We start from the raw sequence: 22,014 nt of genomic DNA, 5'->3' as shown, positions 1-22,014 counted from the left end.
CCAAAGGCGTCGTGCACGAAGATGTCGCACAGGGCGCCCAGCTTTTTCGCCAGTTCGGGGCTGTTCTTCTTCTCGCCGACGTTGAGGCGGCAGTTCTCCAGCAGCACGACCTCGCCGGGGGCGACGGAGAAGTCGCCGTCGATCCAGTTGGCGACCAGGCGCACCGGGCGATCCAGCAGCTCGCCCAGGCGGGCGGCCACAGGGGCGAGCGAGTCTTCGGGCTTGAAGGCGCCTTCGGTGGGGCGGCCCAGGTGGCTGGTGACCATCACGGCCGCGCCCGCGTCCAGCGCCAGCTGGATGGCCGGCAGGCTCGCGCGGATGCGCGTGTCTTCGGTGATGCGGCCGGCGTCGTCCTGCGGCACGTTCAGATCGGCGCGGATGAAGACGCGCTGGCCCTTGGCTTGGCCGCTGGAGCAGAGGTCGGAGAAACGGATGAAGGACATGGTGGGCGGGGTGGGGTCGTCAGAGAGAAGCCCGCATTGTAGGAAACACGGCCACCCCGTGGCCGCCGGCCGTTCAGCCGGTGTGCGCGACCGGCGCGGTCGGTCCGGCAGGTGCCTTCACCTGCGACGCCGCGCCGCAGGGTGCCAGCGCGTCCAGCGCAGGCTGGTAGATGCGTGTCTGCACGTCCATCAGGCCCAGCACGGAATGGAAGAGGTGGTCGTGCGAGATCGGTGCGGCCGCGTGCTCGCGCAGACAGTTCATCGACAAACCGGTGCGCTGCTGCAGGCCCCGCGAGAACCAGCTCACCATGGGCACGTGGGTCTGCTGCTCCGGCGCGAGGGCATAAGGCACGCCGTGCAGGTACAGGCCGTTTTCGCCCAGCGATTCGCCGTGGTCGGACACGTAGAGGAGGCCGGTGTCTTCGCTGCCCTGATCGGCGCGCGCCTTCAACCACCGCAAGGTCTGGTCGAGGAAGTGGTCGGTGTAGGCGATGGAGTTGTCGTAGGCGTTCACCAGCTGTTCGTGCGGGCAGTCGGACAGGGTGACGCTCTTGCACTCGGGCTGGAACGGCTTGCGGTCGGCGGGCGCGCGCCGGGCATAGGCCGGCCCATGGCTGCCCATCTGGTGCATCACCAGAACCACGCCGCGCGCGCGGCGCTGCGGGTCCAGCGCCGCGATGCGCTGGTCCAGGCCATCGAGCATGGCGGTGTCGTAGCACTCGCTGCCCTCGCACAGGCCGGGCACGGCGTGGTCGCCCGCGCTGGCGTTGGGCACGCGGTCGCACACGCCTTTGCAACCGGCCTGGTTGTCGATCCACAGCACGGCCAGGCCGGCGCGCTGCAGCACGTCGAGCAGGTTTTCGTGTTCGGGGGTCTTGTCCCCGCCCTGGGCGCGCGTGAGCGGCGAGAAGATGCAGGGCAGAGACACCAGCGTGTTGGTGCCGCAGGAGCGCACCTGGCCGAAGTTCACCAGATCGCCCTGCGACTGCCAGCGCGCCAGCGCCGGCGTGGTGTTGCGCTCGTAGCCGTTGAGCCCGAAGTTCTGCGCGCGCGCGGTCTCGCCGATCACCAGCACCAGCAGGGGCGGCCGCGGCTGGTGCGCGTAGCTCGCGCCCAGTGCGGCGTCCTCACCCACCGGCTGCAGCGGGCGCACCTGGCGCGGAAACTGGTCCACCGCCAGGCGGGCACCGGCGTACACGGTGTTGAGCGGGTTGGCCATGTAGCGCAGGTCCTTGTGGTTGCGCATGAGCGAGGCCAGACCCTGGTAGCTCAGCAACGCGGCCACCACCAGCAGCACGATGGCGGCCAACGCCCCCGCCAGGTTGCGCACGGCCTGCGGCCCCGCCCGGCGCAGGGCCAGCGGCCGTCGCCAGAGCGCCCACAACGGCCAGCCGGCCACCAGCAGCACCGTGCCCGGCAGGGCCCACGAGAGCAGGTCGCGCACCTCGCGCACGTCGGTGTGCACCACGTTGGCGAGCATGGTCGGGTCGATCACCACGCCGTACTGCCACATGAAGTGCGTGTTGAACGCGGCGATCAGCAGCAGTGCGCTCGCGGCGGGCCGGAACACGCGCGGCCACGCCAGCAGCGAGAGCAGCGCCGCAAGTGCGCCCGACAGCAGAAGGCCCAGGCCGAGCATCAGCGCCAGGCGCTGGCCCAGTGAGCCACCCAGGCCGTCGATGCGCTGCCACAAAGGCAGGTTGCCCATGCTGGCCAGCCAGAGCGCGAGGCCCCACACCGCCACCAACGGGCGCCGGCGTGCCCCTGGCGAGGAAGGGTGAAGCGCGGGGAAACGCAAGAAGCGGGGAAAGACAAGGGGCAACGAGAGCTGCATGGCCGGCATCCGAATGCCAGCACATGCCGGCCCCGGCACTGTGCGCAGCCGACGTTAAACGAACCTTATGCGCGCGGCCAGCGCAGCGTGAAGCGTGTCGTCATGGGCGCTTCGCCCTGGTCGCGCGCCAGTTCGGCACCCATCTGCTCCGCAATGCGCGACACCAGGCGCAGGCCCAGCCCCAGGCCGCCGCGCTCGGCGGGCAGCGTGTGGGCATGGGCACGCTGGCCGTCGTCGCTCACCGAGACCCCGAGGTGGGTCCCGGTCTGCCACACCGCCACGGCCACCTGTGAATCCCGGGGCGTGTGGCGCAGCGCGTTCTCGATCAGGTTGCGCAGCGCCAGCTCCAGCAACATCGGCTGGGCGGGCACCACCACCGGTTCGTCCGGCTGCACCAGCGAAAGCTCATGGCCGCTCTCGTACGCCGCCGGCGCGTGGGAGGCGATCAGGCGCGCCGCCAGCTCGCCCAGCACCACCGGGCTGGCCGCCAGCGGTCCCCCGCCGGCGATCGCGCTGCGCTGGGCGCGGGCCAGCTCCAGCAGCTGGGAGAGGATGCGGCCCGCGCGCAGCGATTCCTGCTCCAGCTGCGCCAGGCGCTCGGGTGAAGGATCTTGCTGCGCGGCGCGGGCCTGCAAGGCCAGGGCGGCCAGCGGCGTGCGCAACTCGTGCGCCACGTCGGAGGCGAACTCGCGCTCGCGCTGGGCACGCGTTTGCAAGGTGTCGACCAGCGCGTTGATCGCGGCCACGGTGCTGGCGAACTCGCTGTGACGGTGCTGCGCATCCAGCCGCTGGCCCGCGAAGCCGTCGAGCGCGGCCACTTCGCTCGAGAGCTGGTCCAGCGGGCGCAGGCCCCGGCGGATGGCCCACCACAGCAGCAGGCTCACCAGCGGCAGCACGAGCAGGGCGGGCAGTGCCACGTGCGCCGCGATGTCCTTGCCGAGGTCGTAGCGCTGCTTCAGGTCCATGAGCACGACCACGCGCCGCAGCCGGCCCTCCTGCGAGATCTGGGCCGAGTAGGCGCGCCACTCGGGCACCAGGCCGGCGACGTTCACGCGCACGGTGGTGAAGCCCTGTGCCGGCAGGGTCGCCACATCCAGGCCACCGGCCATGCCATGCGTGTCGGCGACCAGACGCCCATCGTCCCAGGCGAGCACGGCCACGTCCTGCAGGTACTCGTGCCGCAGGTGGGACACATCGGCCGACGGGTGGGGTTCGAGCCGGTAAGGCGCCGCGCTCAACCAGAGTTTGGCCACGGCCGTCATCTGACCATCGGAAAACTGGCGCGCTTCGCGGAAGACGGTCGGCCAGGTGAAGGCGATCAAGGCCAGCCACACCGTCACCAGCACCCCGAGCGCCCAGGCCAGCAGGTAGTGGCGCAGGGTTCGCGCGCGCGGCACCGTGGCCCCGTTCATCGCCGCGCCGCTTTCGCCGGCGAGGCGGGCGCCTCCTGCGGAACGAAGTAGCCCACGCCGCGCACCGTCTTGATCAGGGACTCGCCGAGCTTGCGGCGCAGGTGGTGGATGTGCACCTCGATGGCGTTGCTCTCCAGGCTTTCGTCAAAACCGTACAGCGCCGATTCCAGCCGCGCCTTGGACAGCACCTGCGGCCGCGCCTGCAGCAGCGTGAGCAGCAGGGCGAACTCCTTGCCGCCCAACGCCACCGGCTCACCCGCGCGCTGCACGGTGTGGGTCGCCGGGTCGATCACCAGATCGCCGTGCTCGATCACCGGGTTGCTGCGCCCCCCCGCACGGCGCAGCATGGCGCGCAGCCGGGCCAGCAGTTCGTTGGCGTCGAAGGGCTTGATGATGTAGTCGTCGGCCCCGCTGTCCAGGCCGCTGATGCGGTCGCTCACGCCGTCGCGCGCGGTCATGATCAGCACCGGCATGTCCGGGCGCGGCAGGGTATCGCGCCCGGCCGAGGGTGCAGGCCGGCGACGCAGACGCGCCAGCAGGTCCAGCCCCTCGCCGTCGGGCAGGCCCAGGTCGAGCAGCATGACGTCGAAGGGCTCCACGGCGAGAGCCCGCCAGGCCGTGTCCAGCGAGGTGCAGACGTCCACCGCATAGCCGGCCTGGCGCAGCGAGGCCTGCAGGCCGCTGGCAATGCCGGGGTCGTCTTCCACCACGAGAGCGCGCATGTTGAGGGGACGTCGGGTCCGTTGAAGCTGAACACAGCCATTATGGGTTCGCGCCTTAGCGCCGCCTTAAGGCGCATTTAACCTGGCCCGTCCACAGTGCCGGGCCATGCACGCCCTGCTCCGCCCACGTTGGGCCCCCATCCCCGTTTCTTCGTCGCCCGCGCTCTCGCTATGTGGCCTCCTCGCGCTCACCCTGCTCTGGGACCTGAGCGGCCTGGACATGGCGGTCATGCACGCCATCGGCACACCGCAAGGCTTCGCGTGGCAGGACACGTGGCTGCTCTCGCGCGTGCTGCACGACGGCCTGCGACAGGCCATGACCGGCTTCTGGCTGCTGCTGGTCGCCTGGGCCTGCTGGCCAGGGTTGCAGATGCCCCGGCGCGAGCGCTGGACGGTGGTGGCGATGGCCACGCTGTCGCTGCTGGCGGTCAACCTCGTGAAGAACGCCAGCCTGACCAGTTGCCCCTGGGACCTGCAGGCCTTCGGCGGATCGGCACGGTGGGTGTCGCACTGGGCCTGGGGCGTGGCCGATGGCGGTCCCGGGCGTTGCTTCCCCGGGGGGCACGCATCCAGCGGCTTTGCGTTCATCGGCCTGTGCCTGCCGTGGCTGGATGCCCCTGCGGGCACCGGGCGCCGGCGCACGATCGGCCTGCGCTGGCTCGCGGCCGTTCTCTTCGTGGGCCTGCTGGCCGGGGCCGTGCAAACGCTGCGGGGTGCACACTTTCCCAGCCACACGCTGTGGACGCTGCTGATCTCGGCCACCGTGTCATGGGCCGTCTGGCGGCTGGCGCAGCCTGCGCTGTCCACGCCCGATGGCGCGCGGCGCGCGCCATCGGCAGGGAATGCCGGTCGTCCGCCGCGCTTCCCGGCCCACACCTTCGCCGTGCTGCGGCCCCTGCTGGCGCCCATGGCCTGCATGCTGGCGGTGCTGTGGTTGTCGCGCGCGGGCCTGGCCTGGTGGCTGGCGGACCGCATCGCCCAGGCCCAGGCGGCCTCGCTGGTGTGGTGGGAAGGCTTGCGCTTCGATGCCGTGCTGATGGGCCTGGCCTGGGTGTTGCCCGCCACGCTCACGCCCTGGATGGCGACCCATCGGCGCAGCCTGCGCGCGTGGGGTGTTGTCCTGCGCGTGTACGGCGGCATCGCCCTGCTGCTCGTGGTGTTCATGGAACTGGCCACGCCCGCCTTCGTGCTGCAGTACGACAGCCGGCCCAACTACCTCTTCGTCGAGTACCTGGGCTATGCGAAGGAAGTGGGCGGCACACTGATCAAGGACTACTGGGCGCACCTGCTGGCCACGGCGGTGCTGCTGCCAACCATCGGCTGGGCCTACGTCCGCTTGACCCGCCCCGCGCCGCGCTCACCCGAGACCCTGAGGATCTGGCAGGCCCTTCCCTTGTCGATGCTGCTTTTCGTGGTGCTCGCGCTGTGCGCGCGCGGTGCGCTGGGGCATCGGCCCGCCAACCCCGCCACGGCGGCCGTGACCACCGACCACCTGGTCAACGAGCTGCCATTGAGCTCGCTCTATACCGTGACGTACGCGATCTACCAGTCGCGAAAGGCCGAAGAAGGCGGCATCACCTACGCCGAGATGCCGCAGGACCGCGTGATCGACATCGTGCGGCGAGAGACCGGCTTGCCGCCCGGCGCCTTCACCGACCCCGCCTCGCCCCTGCGCCACACGCTGACCAGCCAGCACCCGCGCGAACGCCCTCTGAACCTCGTGATCGTGCTCGAAGAGAGCCTGGGTGCCGAGTTCGTCGGCCGTCTGGGCGGCCTGCCACTCACGCCCAATCTGGACCGCCTGGGCGACCAGGGCATCTGGTTCGACAAGCTCTATGCCACCGGCACGCGCTCGGTGCGCGGCATCGAGGCGGTGGTGGCGGGCTTTCCACCGACCTCGGCGGTGAGCACGGTGAAACTGGCGAAATCGCAGCGCGACTTCTTCACGCTGGCCAGCTTCCTCCAGCCGAAGGGCTACGAGTCCACCTTCTTCTACGGCGGTGAATCGCACTTCGACAACATGCGCAGCTACTTCATGGGCAACGGCTTCGACCGCGTGGTGGAGCAGAAGGACATGCCGGCGAATGCCTTCATCGCCACCTGGGGGGCGTCCGACGGCGACCTGTTCGAGATGGCCCACCAGCACTTTAGCCGGCAGCCGGCCGACAAGCCCTTTTTCGCCCTGGTGTTCAGCTCGTCCAACCACGCCCCCTTCGAGTTCCCGGACGGCGGCTTCGAGCTGCACGAGCAGCCAAAGAACACGGTGAACAACGCGGTGAAGTACGCCGACCACGCCCTGGGCCGCTTCTTCGAGAAAGCGAAAAAGTCGGCCTACTGGGACAACACGCTCTTCCTCGTCGTGGCCGACCACAACTCGCGCGTGTACGGTCCCTCGGTCATCCCGATCGAGCGCTTTCACATCCCCGGGCTGATCCTGGGCGGCACGGTCCGCTCACCCGAGCGCATCCCCACCGTGGCCAGCCAGCTCGACCTGGCGCCCACGCTGATTTCCATGATGGGCCTGAGCGGCGAGGTCCCCCTCACCGGCCGCGACCTGAGCGACCCGGCGCAACGCGCCCGACCGGGTCGCGCCATCATGCAGTTCGACAAGATCCAGGCCTACATGGAAGGCTCGGCCGTGGCGGTGCTGCAGCCCGACACCGCGCCCCGCCTCATGAGCTACACGGACGGCCAGCTGCGGGACAGCCCCGGTAGCAACCCGGCGCTGGTGGAGAAGGCGCAGGCGCACGCGCGCTATGCGCAGTGGGCGTACCAGAAGCAGTGGCACCGCTGAGCCGCTGAGCCGCGGCGCCCCGGCTCACCAGCCCAGGCCGAGGCGCAGCGGCAGGTAGACCGCCATGCCGCAGACGATGGTGCCCAGCACGCCGCGCTTCCAGAAGAACCAGGCCATGCCGGCCGCGGCGGCGAACAGGCGCGCGTCTTTCCAGGTGGCGATGAGCTCACCGTGGCTCATCACCACCTCCGGAACGACGACCGCCGCCAGCGCCGCGATGGGCGCGTACTGCAGGCCGCGCTGGGCCCAGTGCGGCAGGCTCCAGGGCTTGCTGGAGATGAAGAAGAAGCCGCGCGTGATCACGGTGATGCAGCCCAGCGCGACGATGGTGAGCAGGGTCCACGGATCGAGGTCAAGCATGGTGCGCTCCCGGCCCCTGGGCCGCGGGCCTGAATTTTTCGAGCACCAGGCAGATCGCCACCGCGCTCGCGATCGCCACCAGGATGTTGAGTTTGAGCGGCAGCGCCCAGGCCGCCACCGCCGCCGCGCCGGCCACGCCGGCCGAGACGAAGCGCAGCTTCGAGGAGGCCAGCGAGCACAGCACCCCCAGCAGCGCAAGAATGCCGGCGAAGCCCAGGCCCCACGCCACGGGAATCGCGTTGGCCAGCGCGATACCGATCAGGCTCGCCCCCATCCAGGCCACGTAGTTCACCGCGCAGTTGCCCATGAGGTAGGCCTGCTGCTGCGCGAGCTCCTCGGCATTCGCACCGGGGTGCGGGAAGCGGCGGGCAAAGAACACGTAGCTCAGGTCCCCGGTGATGTAGCCCTTGATCAGCCGCTCCCAGCGCGGCAGGTGCATCAGGTAGGGCCGCAGGTGCGCCGAGAACACGACGAAGCGCAGGTTCACGCAGAAGGCGGCCGCCAGGATCACCCACAGCGGCGCGCCGGCGGCGATCATGGGCACGGCGGCGAGCTGGGCGCTGCCGGCGTAGACGATCAGCGTCATCAGCACGGCCTCCAGCGCCGACAGGCCCGACTGCACCATCGCCACGCCGGTCATCAGGCCCCAGGCGCCGATGCCCATGGCGACGGACACCTGGTCGCGCACGCCGTCCCAGTACTCGGGTCGGTTGCGGTATTCGCGGCGGTGGAACATCAGTGCGCCTCTTTCAGCGACGGTGCGGCGTCCAGCACCTGACCGGGTGCGAGGGCAAAACCGCGCAGAAAATCCGCCGCGACCAGGCGCTTGCCGCCCGCGCGCTGCAGCTCGGTGAGCACCAGCACGCCACGACCGGTGGCCACGCGGATGCCATCGGCGTCCGCCGCCAGCACCTGACCGGGCGCCGCCTGCGCCGATGCGTCTTCGGCGTGCGCAGACCACACCTTGATGGCCTCGCCCGCCAGCGCGGTGGCCGCACCCGGGAAGGGGTTGAACGCACGGACCCGGCGCGCCAGTGTCTCGGCCGGCGCGGCCCAGTCGATCGCGGCCTCGGCCTTCTCGATCTTGTGCGCATAGGTCACGCCTTCGGCGGGTTGTTTCTCGGCCTTCAGGCCGCCGCAGACGGCGATCTCCAGCGCTTCGACGATCAGGCGCCCGCCCAGCACAGCCAGGCGGTCGTGCAGGCTGCCGGTGGTGTCTTCGGCCTGGATGGGCAGGCGCTCGATCAGCAGCATGTCGCCGGTGTCCAGCCCGGCGTCCATCTGCATGATGGTCACGCCGGTCTGGGCATCACCGGCCTCGATCGCCCGGTGGATGGGCGCCGCACCGCGCCAGCGCGGCAACAGCGAGGCGTGGATGTTGAGGCAGCCCAGGCGCGGCGCGCCCAGAACCCATTGCGGCAGGATCAGCCCGTAGGCCGCCACCACCATGGCGTCGGCCTGCGCGGCCTCGATCGCGTCACGCGCGGCGGCCGCGTCGTCCGGGTACTTGCCGTCCAGCCGCAGGCTGCGCGGCTGTGCCACGGCGATCTGCCGTTCGAGCGCCAGCTGCTTCACCGGCGAGGCCTGCAGCTTCATGCCGCGCCCAGCGGGTCGGTCGGGCTGGCTGAGCACGAGGGGCACCGTGAAGCCCGCGGCCAGCAGGCGCTCCAGCGCCACGCGCGCGAATTCCGGCGTGCCGGCAAAAATGAGCTTCATCAGGCGCGCTGGGCCTCGCGCTGCGCCTTGACCAGCTTGGACTTGATGCGGTCGCGCTTGAGCGGCGAGAGGTATTCCACGAAGACCTTGCCGAGCAGGTGGTCCATCTCGTGCTGGATGCAGACCGCCAGCATGCCCTCGGCCTCGATCGTGCGTTCCACGCCGTCGGCATCGAGCGCGCGCACCCGCACGGCGATCGACCGCTCCACGCCGTCGTAGATGCCCGGCACCGAGAGGCAGCCCTCTTCGCCCTTGCGCTTCTCCGGGCTGGCCCATTCGATCTCGGGGTTGATCAGCACCAGGCGCTCGTCGCGCGCCTCGCTGACGTCGATCACGATCAAGCGTTCGTGCACATCCACCTGCGTGGCCGCCAGGCCAATGCCATTGGCGTCGTACATGGTCTCGAACATGCGCTCGATCAACACACGGATGCGATCGTCCACCGCCTGGACCGGCTTGGCCACGGTGTGCAGGCGCGGGTCGGGGTAGCGCAGGATGGGCAGAAGCGAGGGCGAATTCATGGAAATCGAAGGGGTTCGAGACAGGGTCGGGCAGGGGCTTCCAATGTACCGGGGCGACGGCTGGCGGCAAGCCGGTGACAGGCGGAAGACGATGTCGCTATTTTCGCCACTTTTGCGACGGCGCGTGTGAGTGCTCGGCCATTTGCGTTGCCTAATCAAGGGCTTGGGCGCAAAATCAAAAGCGACTTGTCAAGACACGATCGCCGCTCAGGGGCCACTTCATGCCATTGCAAACCCGCCAGTCCGCCGACCTCCTCTCCTTGCGCACGCTGCGCCCGCTGGCCTGTGCCGCCGCTGTGCTGGCCACCCTGATCGCCAGCGGCGCCTCCGCGCAGAACTTTCCCGTCACCCAGGGACAGCGGGCCACCGCCGACCAGGTGGCGCAGAACGGCGTGCCGCTGTCCGAACTGGCGCCCAACGCGCCCGACAGCTACACCGTCCAGCGCGGCGACACCCTGTGGGCGATTTCCGGCGTGTTTCTCAAGACGCCGTGGCGCTGGCCCGAGCTCTGGGGCATGAACCGCGCGGAGATCCAGAACCCCCACCGCATCTACCCGGGCCAGATGCTGTACCTGATCAAGTCGGGTGACCGGGCCATGCTCAGCACCCGCCCCGCGAACGGCGGCGACACCTCCACCGTGCGGGTCTCGCCGCGCACCCGCTACGAGAGCTTGAGCGATTCGGCAATCCCCCCGGTGTCGCTGCAAGCCATCGAGTCGTTCCTGACCGAGCCGATGATCGTGGACGAAGCCACGTTCGCGCGCGCCCCGCGCATCGTGGCGACGCAGGAACACCGCGTGCTGCTCACCCGCGGCGACCGCGCCTACGCGCGGGCCCTGTACGGCGACGGCCCACAGAGCGAACCGCTGCGGGTCGTGGAAGGCCAATCGATCGATCACCGCGTGTTCCGCAACGCCACCCCTTTGCGCGACCCCACCACCAATGAGATCCTGGGCTACGAAGCCCAGTACGTGGGCAAGGCGCAGCTGGTGAGCAGCGAAAGCCAGCGACCGGCCGCCGACGGCAATGGCAAGACGCCCGCCGAGATCGTGCCGGCCACGATCGACATCGTCGCGGCCAAGGAAGAGATCCGCGTCGGCGACCGGCTGCTGCCCGAGCCCGAGCGCGAACTCAGCAACTTCGTTCCGCGCGCGCCCAGCACCCCGCAGAACGGCCAGATCGTCTCGGTGTACGGCAATGCGGTGCGCTACGCGGCCCAGAACCAGGTGGTCACCATCAACCGGGGCCGTGCGCACGGCATCGAGCGCGGCCACGTGCTGGCGCTGCAGAAAGAGAGCGGCCTGTTCACCGACACCACCGACCAGACCCGCCCGCAGCTGCGGCTCCCCGGTGAGCGCAACGGCCTGATGATGGTCTTCCGCACCTTCGACAAGGTGTCCTACGCGCTGGTGCTGCAGATCACCGACGGCGTGAAGGTCGGCGACCGCTTCGTCAACCCCTGATCGGCGCGATGCTCCGACCCGAGCTGGCCGCCTGGTTGCGGTTGCTGCTCACGCCGGGCGTGGGCCTCGATTCCGCGCGGAAGCTGCTCGCGGCCTTCGGCCTGCCGGAAGCGGTCTTCGCGCAACCGGCCCCGGCCTGGCAGGCCGTCGTGGGCGCCCGCGCGGCAGACGCCCTGCAACAGCCCCCCGAAGACCTGGAGGCCCAGGTGGATCGCACAGAGGCCTGGCTGGCCGAAGGCCCGGACCGCCACCTCCTGACCCTGGGCGACCCGCTCTACCCGCCCGATCTGCTGCAGATGGCCGACCCGCCGGTGCTCCTGTACGTGCTCGGCCAGGTGCAGGCCCTGCACCATCCCCGGCGGCTGGCCATCGTGGGCAGCCGCAACCCCACGCCGCAGGGCGAAACCAACGCGCGCCAGTTCGCCCAGGCACTTGGCCAGGCCGAGGTCTGCGTGGTTTCGGGCCTGGCGCTGGGCATCGACGGCGCCGCCCATGACGGCGCCCTGCTCGGCGGCGCTCCCACCGTGGCCGTGGTCGGCACCGGCCTGGACCGCGTCTACCCCAAGCGGCACCTGGCGCTGGCCCACCGCATCGCGATGCAGGGCGCCATCGTCAGCGAGTACCCGCTGGGCACACCGCCGCTGCCCGCCCACTTCCCGCAACGCAACCGCATCATCGCGGGCCTGTCGCAAGGCACGCTGGTGGTCGAGGCGGCCGTGCAGTCCGGCTCGCTGATCACCGCACGAATGGCGGTCGAACAGGGCCGCGAGGTGTTCGCCATCCCGGGGTCGATCCATGCACCGCAGTCGCGGGGCTGCCATGCACTGATCCGGCAGGGCGCCAAGCTGGTGGAGTCGGCACAGGACATCCTGGAAGACCTGCACTTTGTCCCGCCGGCATCACCTCGCGACGACGGGGAACCGGGCACACGCGACAGCGCGAACGAAGACAGCCTGCTCAAGGCCATGGGCCACGACCCGGTCAGCCTCGATGCGCTGCAGGCCCGCACTGGCCTGGACACGGCCCACTTGCAGGCGCACCTGCTCGAACTGGAACTGTCGGGGGAAGTGGCCCGGCTGCCGGGCGGGCTGCTGCAGCGGCAGGGCCAGGGCTGAGCCCGGGCGGTTCGCCCGCTCAGTTGAGCAGGCGCTCGGGGTTCGCTTCGAGCTTGGCCATCGCGTCGCGCGTGGCGCGCACGGTGAGGGCCTCTTCCTCGCTGGGCACGAGCAACCCGGCCTGCAGGTAGGAGGCCACGCGCATCGCCTGGATCAGGAAGCAGCGCCCGCTGTTGGTCACAAACAGGTAGAGCTGGCCCCGCTCGCTGCGCCAGGCCAGCTGCACGCTGTTGAGCTTGCCGTTGTGGTCCAGACCGAACCACGAGCCGATCTGCAGCTCCACCGCCCACGAGCGCATCGCCTCGTTGGGCTGGCTGCCGCCCTGGTTGATCACCTCAATGTTGCTGGCGTCCACACCGGTGATCATCTCGATGCTCTCGGTGTCCAGGTCCAGGTCGCCCACCCCGTTGGCCGGCAGGTAATCTTCCAGGTTGGCCAGCCGGTCGGACAGGTTGTCCAGGCTTTCCTGCGAAATCGGTTCGGTGCGCGACATGAAGGCATCGGCCAGGGTGTCGCTCACCGACTTGATGTGCTGGTCCTGCAAGGTGCTGGGCAGGCCCAGCAGCCCCATGCCGTGGCGCAGGCGCTGCAGCAGGCCGGGCAGTTGCTGGATCACGCGCGCGCGGTCGTTGCGGTTGGGCTTGGCGCTGGCCGCCCACAGCAGGTCCGATGCAACCTGCTTGAGCGAGGTCGTCTCTTCGTGCTTCAGGCCGTACTTCACGCTGGCCACGGCCAGCACATCGACCCACACCTTGAACAGGAAATCGCGCACCTCGTCGCGCACCGGCACGTCGTCCAGCAGCTTGCGCAACTCGATCGTGTACTGCACCGACAGGGTTTCCTTCTGCTCCACCTGCTGCGCGACGCTCACAAAGCGGCTGGCACTGCCCTGTTCGCTGAGGTAGGTGGAGAGGAATTTCTGGAATTCCTCGAACACCAGCTGGAACACCCGCCGCCCGGTTTCGGGGTACTGCTCGATCACCTGCACCACGCGCTTGATCTCGGCTTCCAGCGCGGCCGAACCCACGTTGGACTCGAAGCCCATCACGCAGGAGCCCATGCGGTCGATCAGGCGTCGCGCCGGATGCTGCAGGGCGCTGAAGAACTCGGGCTCGGCCAGCGCCACGCGCAACACCGGAATCTGCAAGCGCGCGAACCAGACCCGCACGCTGGGCGGAATGCGCTCTTCGGCCAGGATGCTCTGGAACATCAGCGCCACCACTTCGATGGTGGCCTTCTCGGTCGGCGTGCTCGCGGCCTGCTTGAGTTCGGTGGTGCGCTGGCGCAACGAGGAGGCGACGCGCTCCACGTGCGAGGCATCCACGTACACCGCCCCCATACCGGAGGAGCCCGACACATAGAGGCTCGCCGCCGCACTGGGCGTCGCGGCCTGGTGCTGGATGGCCTGCTGCAGGCGCGGCGAGGGCGGCAACAGCTGCGTGGCCTCGAAGTCGCCGCCGACGCGGTCGATCAGCATGCGCTTGAGCCGTCCGACCACGCCCTGGGCCCGCATGCGCGCCCGCGCCAGGGGAGACGTGCCCGTCAGCATGCGGGTTTCATCGTGCACCCCCATGCCGGACGTGGGCGCCCCGGCGCGGCCTGCGCCGAAGTTGGACCCGGGGCCCATGCCGGACATGCTGCCCGGCGCCGAGGCCGGCATGGATGCCGGGCCGCCGCCACCGGCCATGCGCGGCCCGGCCGGCATCGGCCGGGACCCGTTGGCGGCCGATGCCGGCGCCGACGCGTCGCGCCGGACCACATGCGCTTCGCTGCGGCTGCCGGGCACCCGCTTGACCAGCGCCTGCAGGTCGATTTCCTTCATCACCCCGCTGGCCACCAGAAACTCGTTTGCGGCCTTGTAGGCGTCGTGCAGTTTGCTGGCCAGCACCGGCGCCAGCGCGTCCTGCACCAGCACCCAGGCCTCGCGCGTCATGTGGGCGTCCAGCCACTGGTCCACCAGGATGCGCGCGGTGACGTCGGGCAACAGCACGTCGCCCCGCGGCAGCTCCTGCCGCCCTTCCAGATGCTGGATGCGCAGGCGCAGCTCGTTGAGTTCGGTGGACGACTTGTCGAGCACCTGCATGGCCAGACGCGAAGCCAGGATCTGGTCGTCGATCGCGCCTTCGGCCACCAGCTCGAGCTGACCCGACACGCTGGTGGGGCTGCCGGAGTTGGAGAAGCGCGGCAGCAGCGTGCGCTGCAGCGCCTTGCGGCTCTGGTTGAGCCAGGTGGTCTGGTTTTTCTGGAAGCCGGTCCAGGCATCGCGGCGGGCCTGCATGTCGCGCGCCGAGCCGGCCTGATCGAGGATCGAGGTCAGCCGTGTGTCACAGACCTTGACCCACTCGGGAAGCGCCCGTCCCACGTGAACCACGAAGAGTTCACGTGCCTGTTTGGCCAGGGATGAAACGTGCTGATCGGGCGGCGACACAATGTGTGCAGTATGACACGAATGGATGCATCCACAGGTGTCCCAGCCGCGCGGGGTGCGGTAGGCGCGCGCCGTTTCGCGCTTATACGACAGCCCCGGCGTTCGGATCGTCCGGGTCGCCTTCGGTTTTGCTGCTGGTCTTGATGAGGTCTTCGCGCTTGATGCCCAGCCACATCGCCATGGCCGCACCGACGAACACCGACGAGTAGATGCCGAAGCAGATGCCGATGGTCAGGGCCAGCGAGAAATAGAACAGCGTGGGGCCGCCAAACACCAGCATGGACAGCACCATGGCCTGCGTGGACCCGTGGGTGATGATGGTGCGGCTGATGGTGGAGGTGATCGCGTGGTCGATCACCTGGTGCGTGTTCATCTTGCGCTGGCGCCGGAAGGTCTCGCGGATGCGGTCGAAGATCACGACCGATTCGTTGACCGAATAACCCAGCACCGCCAGCACCGCCGCCAGCACCGCCAGCGAGAACTCCCACTGGAAGAAGGCGAAGAAGCCCAGGATGATGACCACGTCGTGCAGGTTGGCCACGATGGCCGAGACAGCGTACTTCCACTCGAAGCGCAAGGCGAGGTAGATCATGATGCCCACGATCACCAGCCCCAGCGCCATGAGGCCGTTGGTGACCAGCTCCTGGCCGACCTGCGGGCCCACGAACTCGGTGCGCCGCAATTCCACGGCCGGGTTCTGCGCCTTCAGGGCCGCCAGCACGGTCTCGCTCTGCTGGCCCGACGACTGACCCGCCTTCACCGGCAGGCGCAGCAGCACGTCGCGCGAGGTGCCGAAGTTCTGCACCGGCACATCGGCGTAACCCAGCGACTCGATGACCTTGCGCACCGACTCCAGGTCGGCCGGCTGCTCATAGGCCACCTCCATGACGGTGCCGCCGGTGAACTCCACCGACAGGTGCAGACCGCGCGTGGTCAGGAAGAAGACGGCGGCGATGAAGGTGATGAACGAGATCGCGTTGAGCAACAGCGCGTTCTTCATGAACGGGATGTCGCGGCGGATGCGGAAGAATTCCATGGCGTGAGGTCCTGATCAGTCGGCCTTGGCCGCGGCGTTCTGGGCGTCGGGACGCCAGACGGTCCCGATGGAAACGGTCTTGAGCTTCTTCTGACGGCCGTACCAGAGGTTGACCACGCCGCGCGAGAAGAACACCGACGAGAACATGCTGGTGAGAATGCCCAGGCAGTGCACGACGGCAAAGCCGCGCACCGGACCGGAACCGAAGATCAGCAGCGCAATGCCCGCGATCAGCGAGGTGACGTTGGAGTCCAGGATGGTGGACCACGCGTGGTCGTAGCCGGCATTGATGGCCATCTGCGGCGACGAGCCCCGGCGCAGTTCCTCGCGGACGCGCTCGTTGATCAGCACGTTGGAGTCGATCGCCATGCCCAGCGCCAGCGCCATGGCGGCGATACCGGGCAGGGTCAGGGTGGCCTGCAGCATGGAGAGCAGGGACACCAGCAGCAGCACGTTGAAGCCCAGTGCAATGCTGGAGAACACGCCGAACATGGCGTAGTAGACGCACATGAACACGACGATCGCGATGAAGCCCCACAGCACGCTGTGGAAGCCCTTGGTGATGTTCTCGGCGCCCAGGCTGGGACCGATGGTGCGCTCTTCGATGATTTCCATCGGCGCGGCCAGCGAGCCGGCGCGCAGCAGCAGCGCGGTGTCGTTGGCTTCCACGGTGGTCATGGCGCCCGAGATCTGGACCCGGCCGCCGCCGATTTCGCCCCGGATCACCGGCGCGGTGACGACCTCGCCACGGCCTTTCTCGAACAGGATGATGGCCATGCGCTTGCCGACGTTCTCGCGCGTCACGTCGCGGAACACGCGCGCGCCCTTGGCGTCCAGCGTGAGGTGGACGGCCGCTTCCTGGGTCTGGCTGTCGAAGCCGGCCTGGGCGTCGGTGAGGTTCTCGCCGGTGAGCAGCACTTCGCGCTTGACGACCACGGACTGGCCGCCGCGCTCGGGGTAACGCTCGGCACCGAAAGGCACCGGGCCGGTGCCGCGCGCGGCCGCCTGGGCATCCACGCTTTCGTCGACCATGCGCACTTCCAGCGTCGCGGTGCGTCCCAGGATGTCCTTGGCCTTGGCCGTGTCCTGCACACCAGGCAGTTGCACGACGATGCGGTCCGCGCCCTGCTGCTGGATCACCGGCTCGGCCACGCCCAGCTCGTTGATGCGGTTGTGCAGCGTGGTGATGTTCTGCTTGAGGGCCTGTTCCTGCACCCGCCGCGCCGCCTCGGGGCTGATGGTGCCCACCAGCCGGAAGTCGGCCGTCTCGGTGAGCTGCAGGTCGGTGAACTGGGTGCGGATCAGGTCGCGCGCGGCGCCCAGGGTCTGGGCGTCACCGGCGCGCAGCTCGATGGTCTGGCCGCTGCGGTTGATGCCGCCATGGCGCAGGCCTTTTTCGCGCAGCAGGGTGCGCAGGTCGGTGGCCAGCACATCGGCGCGCCGCAGCAGGGCGGCCTGCATGTCGACCTGCAACATGAAGTGCACGCCACCCCGCAGGTCCAGGCCCAGGTACATGGGCGAAGCACCGAGGGAAGCCAGCCAGCTCGGGGTGCGGGGCAGCAGGTTGAGGGCCACCACGTGGCTGGCGTCGGCCGGATCGGGGTTGAACGCCTTTTCCAGCGCGTCGCGCGCCTTGAGCTGGTCGTCGGTGCTGTCAAAGCGTGCCTTGACCGAATTGGCGTCCAGCTGGATGCGGTTGCTCTGGATGTTCTGCGCCGCGAGCGCCTGCTCCACACGGGTGACCGTGCCGGCGTCGATCCGCACCGTGGACCGGGCCGCCGAAACCTGGACGGCGGGCGACTCCCCGAACAGGTTGGGCAGTGCATACAGCGCACTGATCAACAGGACGATCAGGATGATCGCGTACTTCCACAGCGGGTAACGGTTCATGGTGAGGCCGGGCCTGAGGCCTGGAGTTGTTCAGCGAAGGCGAAAGCGCATTTCAGGGGCCCGGCGCGACGGCACCGGGCCGGCACGCTCAGACGCTCTTGATCGTGCCCTTGGGCAGCACCTGCACGACAGCGGTGCGTTGCATCTGGACTTCCATGCCGTCGGCAAGTTCCACGCCCACGTAAATCTCGCCGATCTTGGACACCTTGCCGAGGAAGCCACCGGCGGTGACGACTTCGTCGCCCTTGGCCAGGGCCGAGACCATCGCCTTGTGCTCCTTCTGGCGCTTCATCTGGGGACGGATCATCACGAAGTACAGCACCACGAACATCAGCACCAGGGGCAGCATGCCCAGCAGGGTGGATTGGGTGTCACCGGCGGCTGCGGCTTGGGCATAAGCGGAGGAAATGAACACGGGAGATCTCCAAACGGTTCGGGGTCAGGACAACGCCGAAGGCCCGGGGCCGCCTGAACCAGGCGACCCCGGGCACCCCGGACTCAACCAGACATTGTATGCCGGGGGGGTGTCCCGCCGATCAGGCGGCGCGGGCCAGGCTGGGCGCCGAGCGGGGCTGGCGCCACTGTTGCAGCAAGGCCTCGCGGCGGCTGCGCGCGGCGGCCAGGTTGCGCTCTTTCACATGGCCAAAGCCCTTGATCTGCTCGGGAAGGCCCGCGATCTCCAGCGCCAGCGCGTGGTTCGTCGAGTTCAGTCCGGCCAGCAGGGTCTCGACGTCGGCGCGGTACTGCCCGATCAGGGCCCGCTCGGTCCGCCGCTCCTCGGTGCGACCGAAGAGGTCCAGCGGGGTGCCGCGCAGGCCTTTGAAGCGGGCAAGCACCTTGAACACCTTGAACATGAACGGGCCGAACGGCTGCTTGACCAGCTCACCGCGTTCGTTCTTCTTGGCGATCAGCGGCGGGGCCAGGTGCACCTTGAGCTTGAAGTCACCTTCGAACTGGCTCGCCAGGCGGGCGTGGAAAGCCGGGTCGCTGTGCAGGCGGGCGACTTCGTACTCGTCCTTGTAGGCCATGAGCTTGAACAGGTTGCGCGCCACGGCCTCCGTCAGCGTGGCCTTGCCCAGCGAGGCTTCGGCCGCGCGCACGCGGCTCACGAAGAGCTGGTACTGGTCGGCGTAGTCGGCGTTCTGGTAGCCGGTGAGGAACTCGGCGCGGCGGGCGACCAGGGTATCGAGCGAATCGCGCTTCTTGAACTGGATCACCTGCTCGCCCGCGCCGGCCTTCTGCCACAGCGCGGCCACGGCCTGCGGGTCGTGCGCGGCTCGGCGGCCCCACTCGAAAGCAGCCTTGTTCTTGTCGATCTGCACCGCGTTGAGCTCGATGGCGCGCATCAGCGAGGCCAGCTCCAGCGGCAACCAGCCCTTCTGCCACGCGTAGCCCAGCATCATGGGGTTGGTGTACAGGCTGTCGCCCATCAGGCGCGTGGCCGCGGTCTCGGCGTCGAAGGCGCCGACGGCTTCCGTCCCCAGGCTGCTCACCAGCGCGTCCACGCAGGCCTGCGCCGGGTTCTGCCAGTCCGGGTTCTTGACGAAAGCGGCGGTCGGCGTCGCGTTCACGTTGAGCGCCACGTGGGTGCGCCCGGCGCGCAGGCGGGCCCAGGTTTCCTTGTGGGCGCTGACGATCGGGTCGCAACCCAGGATCAGGTCGGCCGACGCGGCCGACACGCGCGTGGTGCGGATGTCGTCCTGCCGCGCGCCGATGAGCACATGGCTCCAGGTGGCGCCGCCCTTCTGCGCCAGGCCCGCCGCGTCCTGCGTGACGATGCCCTTGCCCTCGAGGTGGGCAGCGACGCCCAGCAGCTGCCCGATGGTGATCACACCGGTGCCGCCCACGCCGGCGACGATGACGCCCCAGGCCTCCGAGTCCAGCGTCGGCAGAACGGGCAACGGCAGCGCGCCGCCGGTCCATTCCGGCTTGGCGCTGCCCTTTTCCTTCTTGCGCAGCTGGCCGCCCTCGACGGTGACAAAACTCGGGCAGAAGCCTTTGACGCAGGAGTAGTCCTTGTTGCAGGTGCTCTGGTTGATGGTGCGCTTGCGACCGAGCTCGGTCTCCAGCGGCTCGACCGACAGGCAGTTGGACTGCACGCCGCAGTCGCCGCAGCCTTCACAGACCAGCTCGTTGATGACCACGCGCTTGTCAGGGTCGACCAGGGTGCCGCGCTTGCGGCGGCGGCGCTTCTCGGTGGCGCAGGTCTGGTCGTAGATGATGACCGTGGTGCCCTTGATCTCGCGGAACTCGCGCTGCACGGCATCCAGCGTGTCGCGGTGCTGGATCGCGATGCCCTCGGGCAGTCCCTTCACGCTGTCGTACTTCTCGGGCTCGTCGGTGACGATGATGATCTTCACCGCCCCTTCAGCGCGCATGCTCTGCGCGATCTGGACCACGCTGTGCCCCTCGGGCCGTTCACCCACCTGCTGGCCGCCGGTCATGGCGACGGCGTCGTTGTAAAGAATCTTGTAGGTGATGTTCACACCGGCCGCGATGCTCTGGCGCACCGCCAGCAGGCCGCTGTGGAAATACGTGCCGTCGCCCAGGTTGGCGAACATGTGCTGGTCGTGGCTGAACGGCTGCTGGCCGATCCATGGCACGCCTTCGCCGCCCATCTGGGTGAAGCCCACGGTGGCGCGGTCCATCCAGATCGTCATGAAGTGGCAGCCGATACCGGCCATGGCGCGCGAGCCCTCGGGCACACGCGTGCTGGTGTTGTGCGGGCAGCCCGAGCAGAACCAGGGCTGGCGTTCGGCGCCGGCCACGCCCTGCGTGAGCAAGGTCTGCATCGACTGTTCCTGCGCCGTCAGCACCGCGAGGTGGGTGTCGATGCGCGCCATCACGTCGGCAGGCACGCCACCGATCTTCTTCAGGCGCTTGGCAACGGCGCGCGCGATGATGGCCGGCGAGAGGTCGGCGTTGGCGCGCAGCAGGGTGTGGGCACTGGGGTTGGGCATGCTCCACTCGCCGCCGCTGAAATCGCCCTCGACCTCGTCGAACTTGCCCAGCACGTTGGGGCGCACGTCGGGGCGCCAGTTGTAGAGCTCTTCCTTGAGCTGGTACTCGATGACCTGGCGCTTCTCTTCCACCACCAGGATCTCGCGCAGGCCGGTGGCGAATTCGCGCGTGGTCTGCGCCTCCAGCGGCCAGACCACCGACACCTTGTGCAGGCGCAGGCCGATGCGGCGGCAGGTCCCGTCGTCCAGGCCCAGATCCAGCAGGGCCTGGCGCGTGTCGTTGTAGGCCTTGCCGCTGGCGATCAGGCCGAAGCGGTCGTTCGGCCCGGCGATGACGTTGTGGTTGAGCTTGTTGGCGCGAACATAGGCCAGCGCGGCGTACCACTTGTAGTCGAACAGGCGGGCCTCCTGGTCGAGTGCATGGTCGGGCCAGCGGATGTGCAGGCCGCCGGGCGGCATCTCGAACTCGGGGATCACGATGTTCACGCGCCCGGGATCGATCTCGGCCGTGGAGCTGGACTCGACGATTTCCTGGATGGTCTTCATGCCGGCCCACACACCGCTGAAGCGGCTCATGGCCAGGGCGTGCAGACCCAGGTCGAGGATGTCCTGCACCGAGGTCGGGAAGAACACCGGCAGGCCGCAGGCCTTGAAGATGTGGTCGCTCTGGTGCGCGGCGGTGGAGCTCTTGGCCACGTGGTCGTCACCCGCCACGGCGATCACGCCGCCCCAGTGGGTGGTGCCGGCCATGTTGGCGTGTTTGAAGACGTCGGAACAGCGGTCCACGCCCGGGCCCTTGCCGTACCAGATGCCGAACACGCCGTCGAAGCGGTTGCTGCCCGGTGGGGCGAAGCCCAGCTGCTGGGTGCCCCAGAGCGCGGTGGCGGCCAGTTCCTCGTTCACACCGGGCTGGAACACGATGTTCTGCGCCTTCAGGTAAGGCGCCGCCTTCTGCAAAGCCTGGTCGTAGCCCCCCAGGGGAGAGCCGCGGTAACCACTGATGAAACCGGCCGTGTTCTTGCCCACCAGCGCGTCGCGCTGGCGCTGCAGCATGGGCAGTTTCACGAGCGCCTGAACGCCGCTCATGAAGGCGCGACCGTGGTCGAGCGCGTACTTGTCGTCCAGGGTGACCGTCTCCAGCGCGCGGCGGATGTGGTCGGGCAGGGGGGCGTTCATCGGCTTGTCTCCGTGGGGGATGTGGGGCCTGCCTTGTGGGCGGGTCGTGAACGGGGCGCGCAACGGGTAGGTGCGAGCCTCCAGTGTGGCGCACAGTGTATGCCCCAGCGCGCGACAGGTGTTTGCGTTTCATGCGGGTTTTTA

General features: G+C 69.0%; 16 protein-coding genes. 3 read left to right on the top strand and 13 right to left on the bottom strand.

Annotation, left to right across the window (positions count from 1 at the left end; all coding sequences use genetic code 11):
• From pgk to AC07ZS_RS20280, 4 genes are all read right to left on the bottom strand, one after another.
• Window positions 1-443 (bottom strand): phosphoglycerate kinase (gene pgk, locus AC07ZS_RS20295; protein WP_494800338.1); only part of this gene is annotated, 443 nt, incomplete at its 3' end.
• A 73-nt stretch (window positions 444-516) separates the two neighbouring features.
• On the bottom strand, window positions 517-2,187 hold the full coding sequence (locus AC07ZS_RS20290) for a phosphoethanolamine transferase (protein ID WP_494800337.1): 1,671 nt from the start codon (window positions 2,185-2,187) through the stop codon (window positions 517-519).
• A 155-nt stretch (window positions 2,188-2,342) separates the two neighbouring features.
• Window positions 2,343-3,689, bottom strand: a complete 1,347-nt coding sequence (locus tag AC07ZS_RS20285; protein WP_494800336.1) for a sensor histidine kinase — start codon at window positions 3,687-3,689, stop codon at window positions 2,343-2,345.
• Entirely contained in the window at window positions 3,686-4,411 is a 726-nt protein-coding gene (locus tag AC07ZS_RS20280) for a response regulator (RefSeq protein WP_494800335.1), read from the bottom strand. The genes AC07ZS_RS20285 and AC07ZS_RS20280 overlap by 4 nt, the downstream gene beginning before the upstream one ends.
• A gap of 106 nt (window positions 4,412-4,517) precedes the next feature.
• Here AC07ZS_RS20280 and AC07ZS_RS20275 point away from each other — a divergent pair, with 106 nt between their 5' ends.
• On the top strand, window positions 4,518-7,205 hold the full coding sequence (locus tag AC07ZS_RS20275; protein WP_494800334.1) for a sulfatase-like hydrolase/transferase: 2,688 nt from the start codon (window positions 4,518-4,520) through the stop codon (window positions 7,203-7,205).
• Window positions 7,206-7,229: 24 nt separating this feature from the next.
• Here AC07ZS_RS20275 and AC07ZS_RS20270 read toward each other — a convergent pair whose 3' ends face one another.
• From AC07ZS_RS20270 to def, 4 genes are read right to left on the bottom strand one after another with little or no spacing between them, the layout of a single operon-like run.
• Window positions 7,230-7,565 (bottom strand): AzlD domain-containing protein, encoded by a 336-nt coding sequence (locus AC07ZS_RS20270; RefSeq protein WP_494800333.1) that lies wholly within the window; start codon window positions 7,563-7,565, stop codon window positions 7,230-7,232.
• Complete coding sequence (locus tag AC07ZS_RS20265; RefSeq protein WP_494800332.1) at window positions 7,558-8,301, bottom strand: AzlC family ABC transporter permease; 744 nt, start codon at window positions 8,299-8,301, stop codon at window positions 7,558-7,560. Before AC07ZS_RS20265 ends, AC07ZS_RS20270 begins: the two co-directional genes overlap by 8 nt.
• Window positions 8,301-9,281: a methionyl-tRNA formyltransferase gene (gene fmt, locus AC07ZS_RS20260; protein ID WP_494800331.1), complete on the bottom strand. Its 981-nt coding sequence runs from the start codon at window positions 9,279-9,281 to the stop codon at window positions 8,301-8,303. The genes AC07ZS_RS20265 and fmt overlap by 1 nt, the downstream gene beginning before the upstream one ends.
• The gene (gene def / locus AC07ZS_RS20255) at window positions 9,281-9,802 is read right to left on the bottom strand and encodes a peptide deformylase (RefSeq protein WP_494800330.1); all 522 of its coding nucleotides are present in this window, start codon (window positions 9,800-9,802) and stop codon (window positions 9,281-9,283) included. Before def ends, fmt begins: the two co-directional genes overlap by 1 nt.
• Window positions 9,803-10,023: 221 nt before the next feature.
• On the opposite strand from def, the gene AC07ZS_RS20250 reads away from it, so the two are divergent.
• A complete protein-coding gene (locus AC07ZS_RS20250; RefSeq protein ID WP_494800329.1) occupies window positions 10,024-11,265 on the top strand; it encodes a LysM peptidoglycan-binding domain-containing protein in 1,242 nt (413 codons plus the stop codon).
• 8 nt (window positions 11,266-11,273) lie between these two features.
• Window positions 11,274-12,380 carry a DNA-processing protein DprA gene (dprA, locus tag AC07ZS_RS20245; RefSeq protein ID WP_494800328.1) on the top strand — a complete coding sequence of 369 codons (1,107 nt, stop codon included), beginning with the start codon at window positions 11,274-11,276 and terminating at the stop codon, window positions 12,378-12,380.
• A gap of 19 nt (window positions 12,381-12,399) precedes the next feature.
• On the opposite strand, the gene AC07ZS_RS20240 is transcribed toward dprA, so the two are convergent.
• The 5 genes from AC07ZS_RS20240 to AC07ZS_RS20220 form a co-directional block, all read right to left on the bottom strand.
• Window positions 12,400-14,742, bottom strand: a complete 2,343-nt coding sequence (locus tag AC07ZS_RS20240) for a DUF1631 family protein (RefSeq protein WP_494800327.1) — start codon at window positions 14,740-14,742, stop codon at window positions 12,400-12,402.
• A 148-nt stretch (window positions 14,743-14,890) separates the two neighbouring features.
• Window positions 14,891-15,844 (bottom strand): protein translocase subunit SecF, encoded by a 954-nt coding sequence (gene secF, locus AC07ZS_RS20235; RefSeq protein ID WP_494800326.1) that lies wholly within the window; start codon window positions 15,842-15,844, stop codon window positions 14,891-14,893.
• 15 nt (window positions 15,845-15,859) lie between these two features.
• Window positions 15,860-17,734: a protein translocase subunit SecD gene (gene secD / locus AC07ZS_RS20230; RefSeq protein WP_494800325.1), complete on the bottom strand. Its 1,875-nt coding sequence runs from the start codon at window positions 17,732-17,734 to the stop codon at window positions 15,860-15,862.
• An 88-nt stretch (window positions 17,735-17,822) separates the two neighbouring features.
• The gene (gene yajC / locus AC07ZS_RS20225; protein ID WP_291121741.1) at window positions 17,823-18,149 is read right to left on the bottom strand and encodes a preprotein translocase subunit YajC; all 327 of its coding nucleotides are present in this window, start codon (window positions 18,147-18,149) and stop codon (window positions 17,823-17,825) included.
• A 121-nt stretch (window positions 18,150-18,270) separates the two neighbouring features.
• Window positions 18,271-21,870 carry an indolepyruvate ferredoxin oxidoreductase family protein gene (locus AC07ZS_RS20220; protein WP_494800324.1) on the bottom strand — a complete coding sequence of 1,200 codons (3,600 nt, stop codon included), beginning with the start codon at window positions 21,868-21,870 and terminating at the stop codon, window positions 18,271-18,273.
• Window positions 21,871-22,014: the final 144 nt, after the last annotated feature.

The organism is Hydrogenophaga sp. GW456-12-10-14-TSB4, from assembly GCF_059424305.1.
Note: the sequence above shows the minus strand (reverse complement) of the source record. Positions and strands in the feature narration are given on the sequence as shown.

Bases quoted from the DNA above. Each gene is read 5' to 3' on its own strand.
- AC07ZS_RS20285 (WP_494800336.1), bottom strand. From the start codon at position 3,689: ATGAACGGGGCCACGGTGCCGCGCGCGCGAACCCTGCGCCACTACCTG.
- AC07ZS_RS20280 (WP_494800335.1), bottom strand. From the start codon at position 4,411: ATGCGCGCTCTCGTGGTGGAAGACGACCCCGGCATTGCCAGCGGCCTG.
- AC07ZS_RS20275 (WP_494800334.1), top strand. From the start codon at position 4,518: ATGCACGCCCTGCTCCGCCCACGTTGGGCCCCCATCCCCGTTTCTTCG.
- AC07ZS_RS20270 (WP_494800333.1), bottom strand. From the start codon at position 7,565: ATGCTTGACCTCGATCCGTGGACCCTGCTCACCATCGTCGCGCTGGGC.
- AC07ZS_RS20265 (WP_494800332.1), bottom strand. From the start codon at position 8,301: ATGTTCCACCGCCGCGAATACCGCAACCGACCCGAGTACTGGGACGGC.
- fmt (WP_494800331.1), bottom strand. From the start codon at position 9,281: ATGAAGCTCATTTTTGCCGGCACGCCGGAATTCGCGCGCGTGGCGCTG.
- def (WP_494800330.1), bottom strand. From the start codon at position 9,802: ATGAATTCGCCCTCGCTTCTGCCCATCCTGCGCTACCCCGACCCGCGC.
- AC07ZS_RS20250 (WP_494800329.1), top strand. From the start codon at position 10,024: ATGCCATTGCAAACCCGCCAGTCCGCCGACCTCCTCTCCTTGCGCACG.
- dprA (WP_494800328.1), top strand. From the start codon at position 11,274: ATGCTCCGACCCGAGCTGGCCGCCTGGTTGCGGTTGCTGCTCACGCCG.
- secF (WP_494800326.1), bottom strand. From the start codon at position 15,844: ATGGAATTCTTCCGCATCCGCCGCGACATCCCGTTCATGAAGAACGCG.
- secD (WP_494800325.1), bottom strand. From the start codon at position 17,734: ATGAACCGTTACCCGCTGTGGAAGTACGCGATCATCCTGATCGTCCTG.
- AC07ZS_RS20220 (WP_494800324.1), bottom strand. From the start codon at position 21,870: ATGAACGCCCCCCTGCCCGACCACATCCGCCGCGCGCTGGAGACGGTC.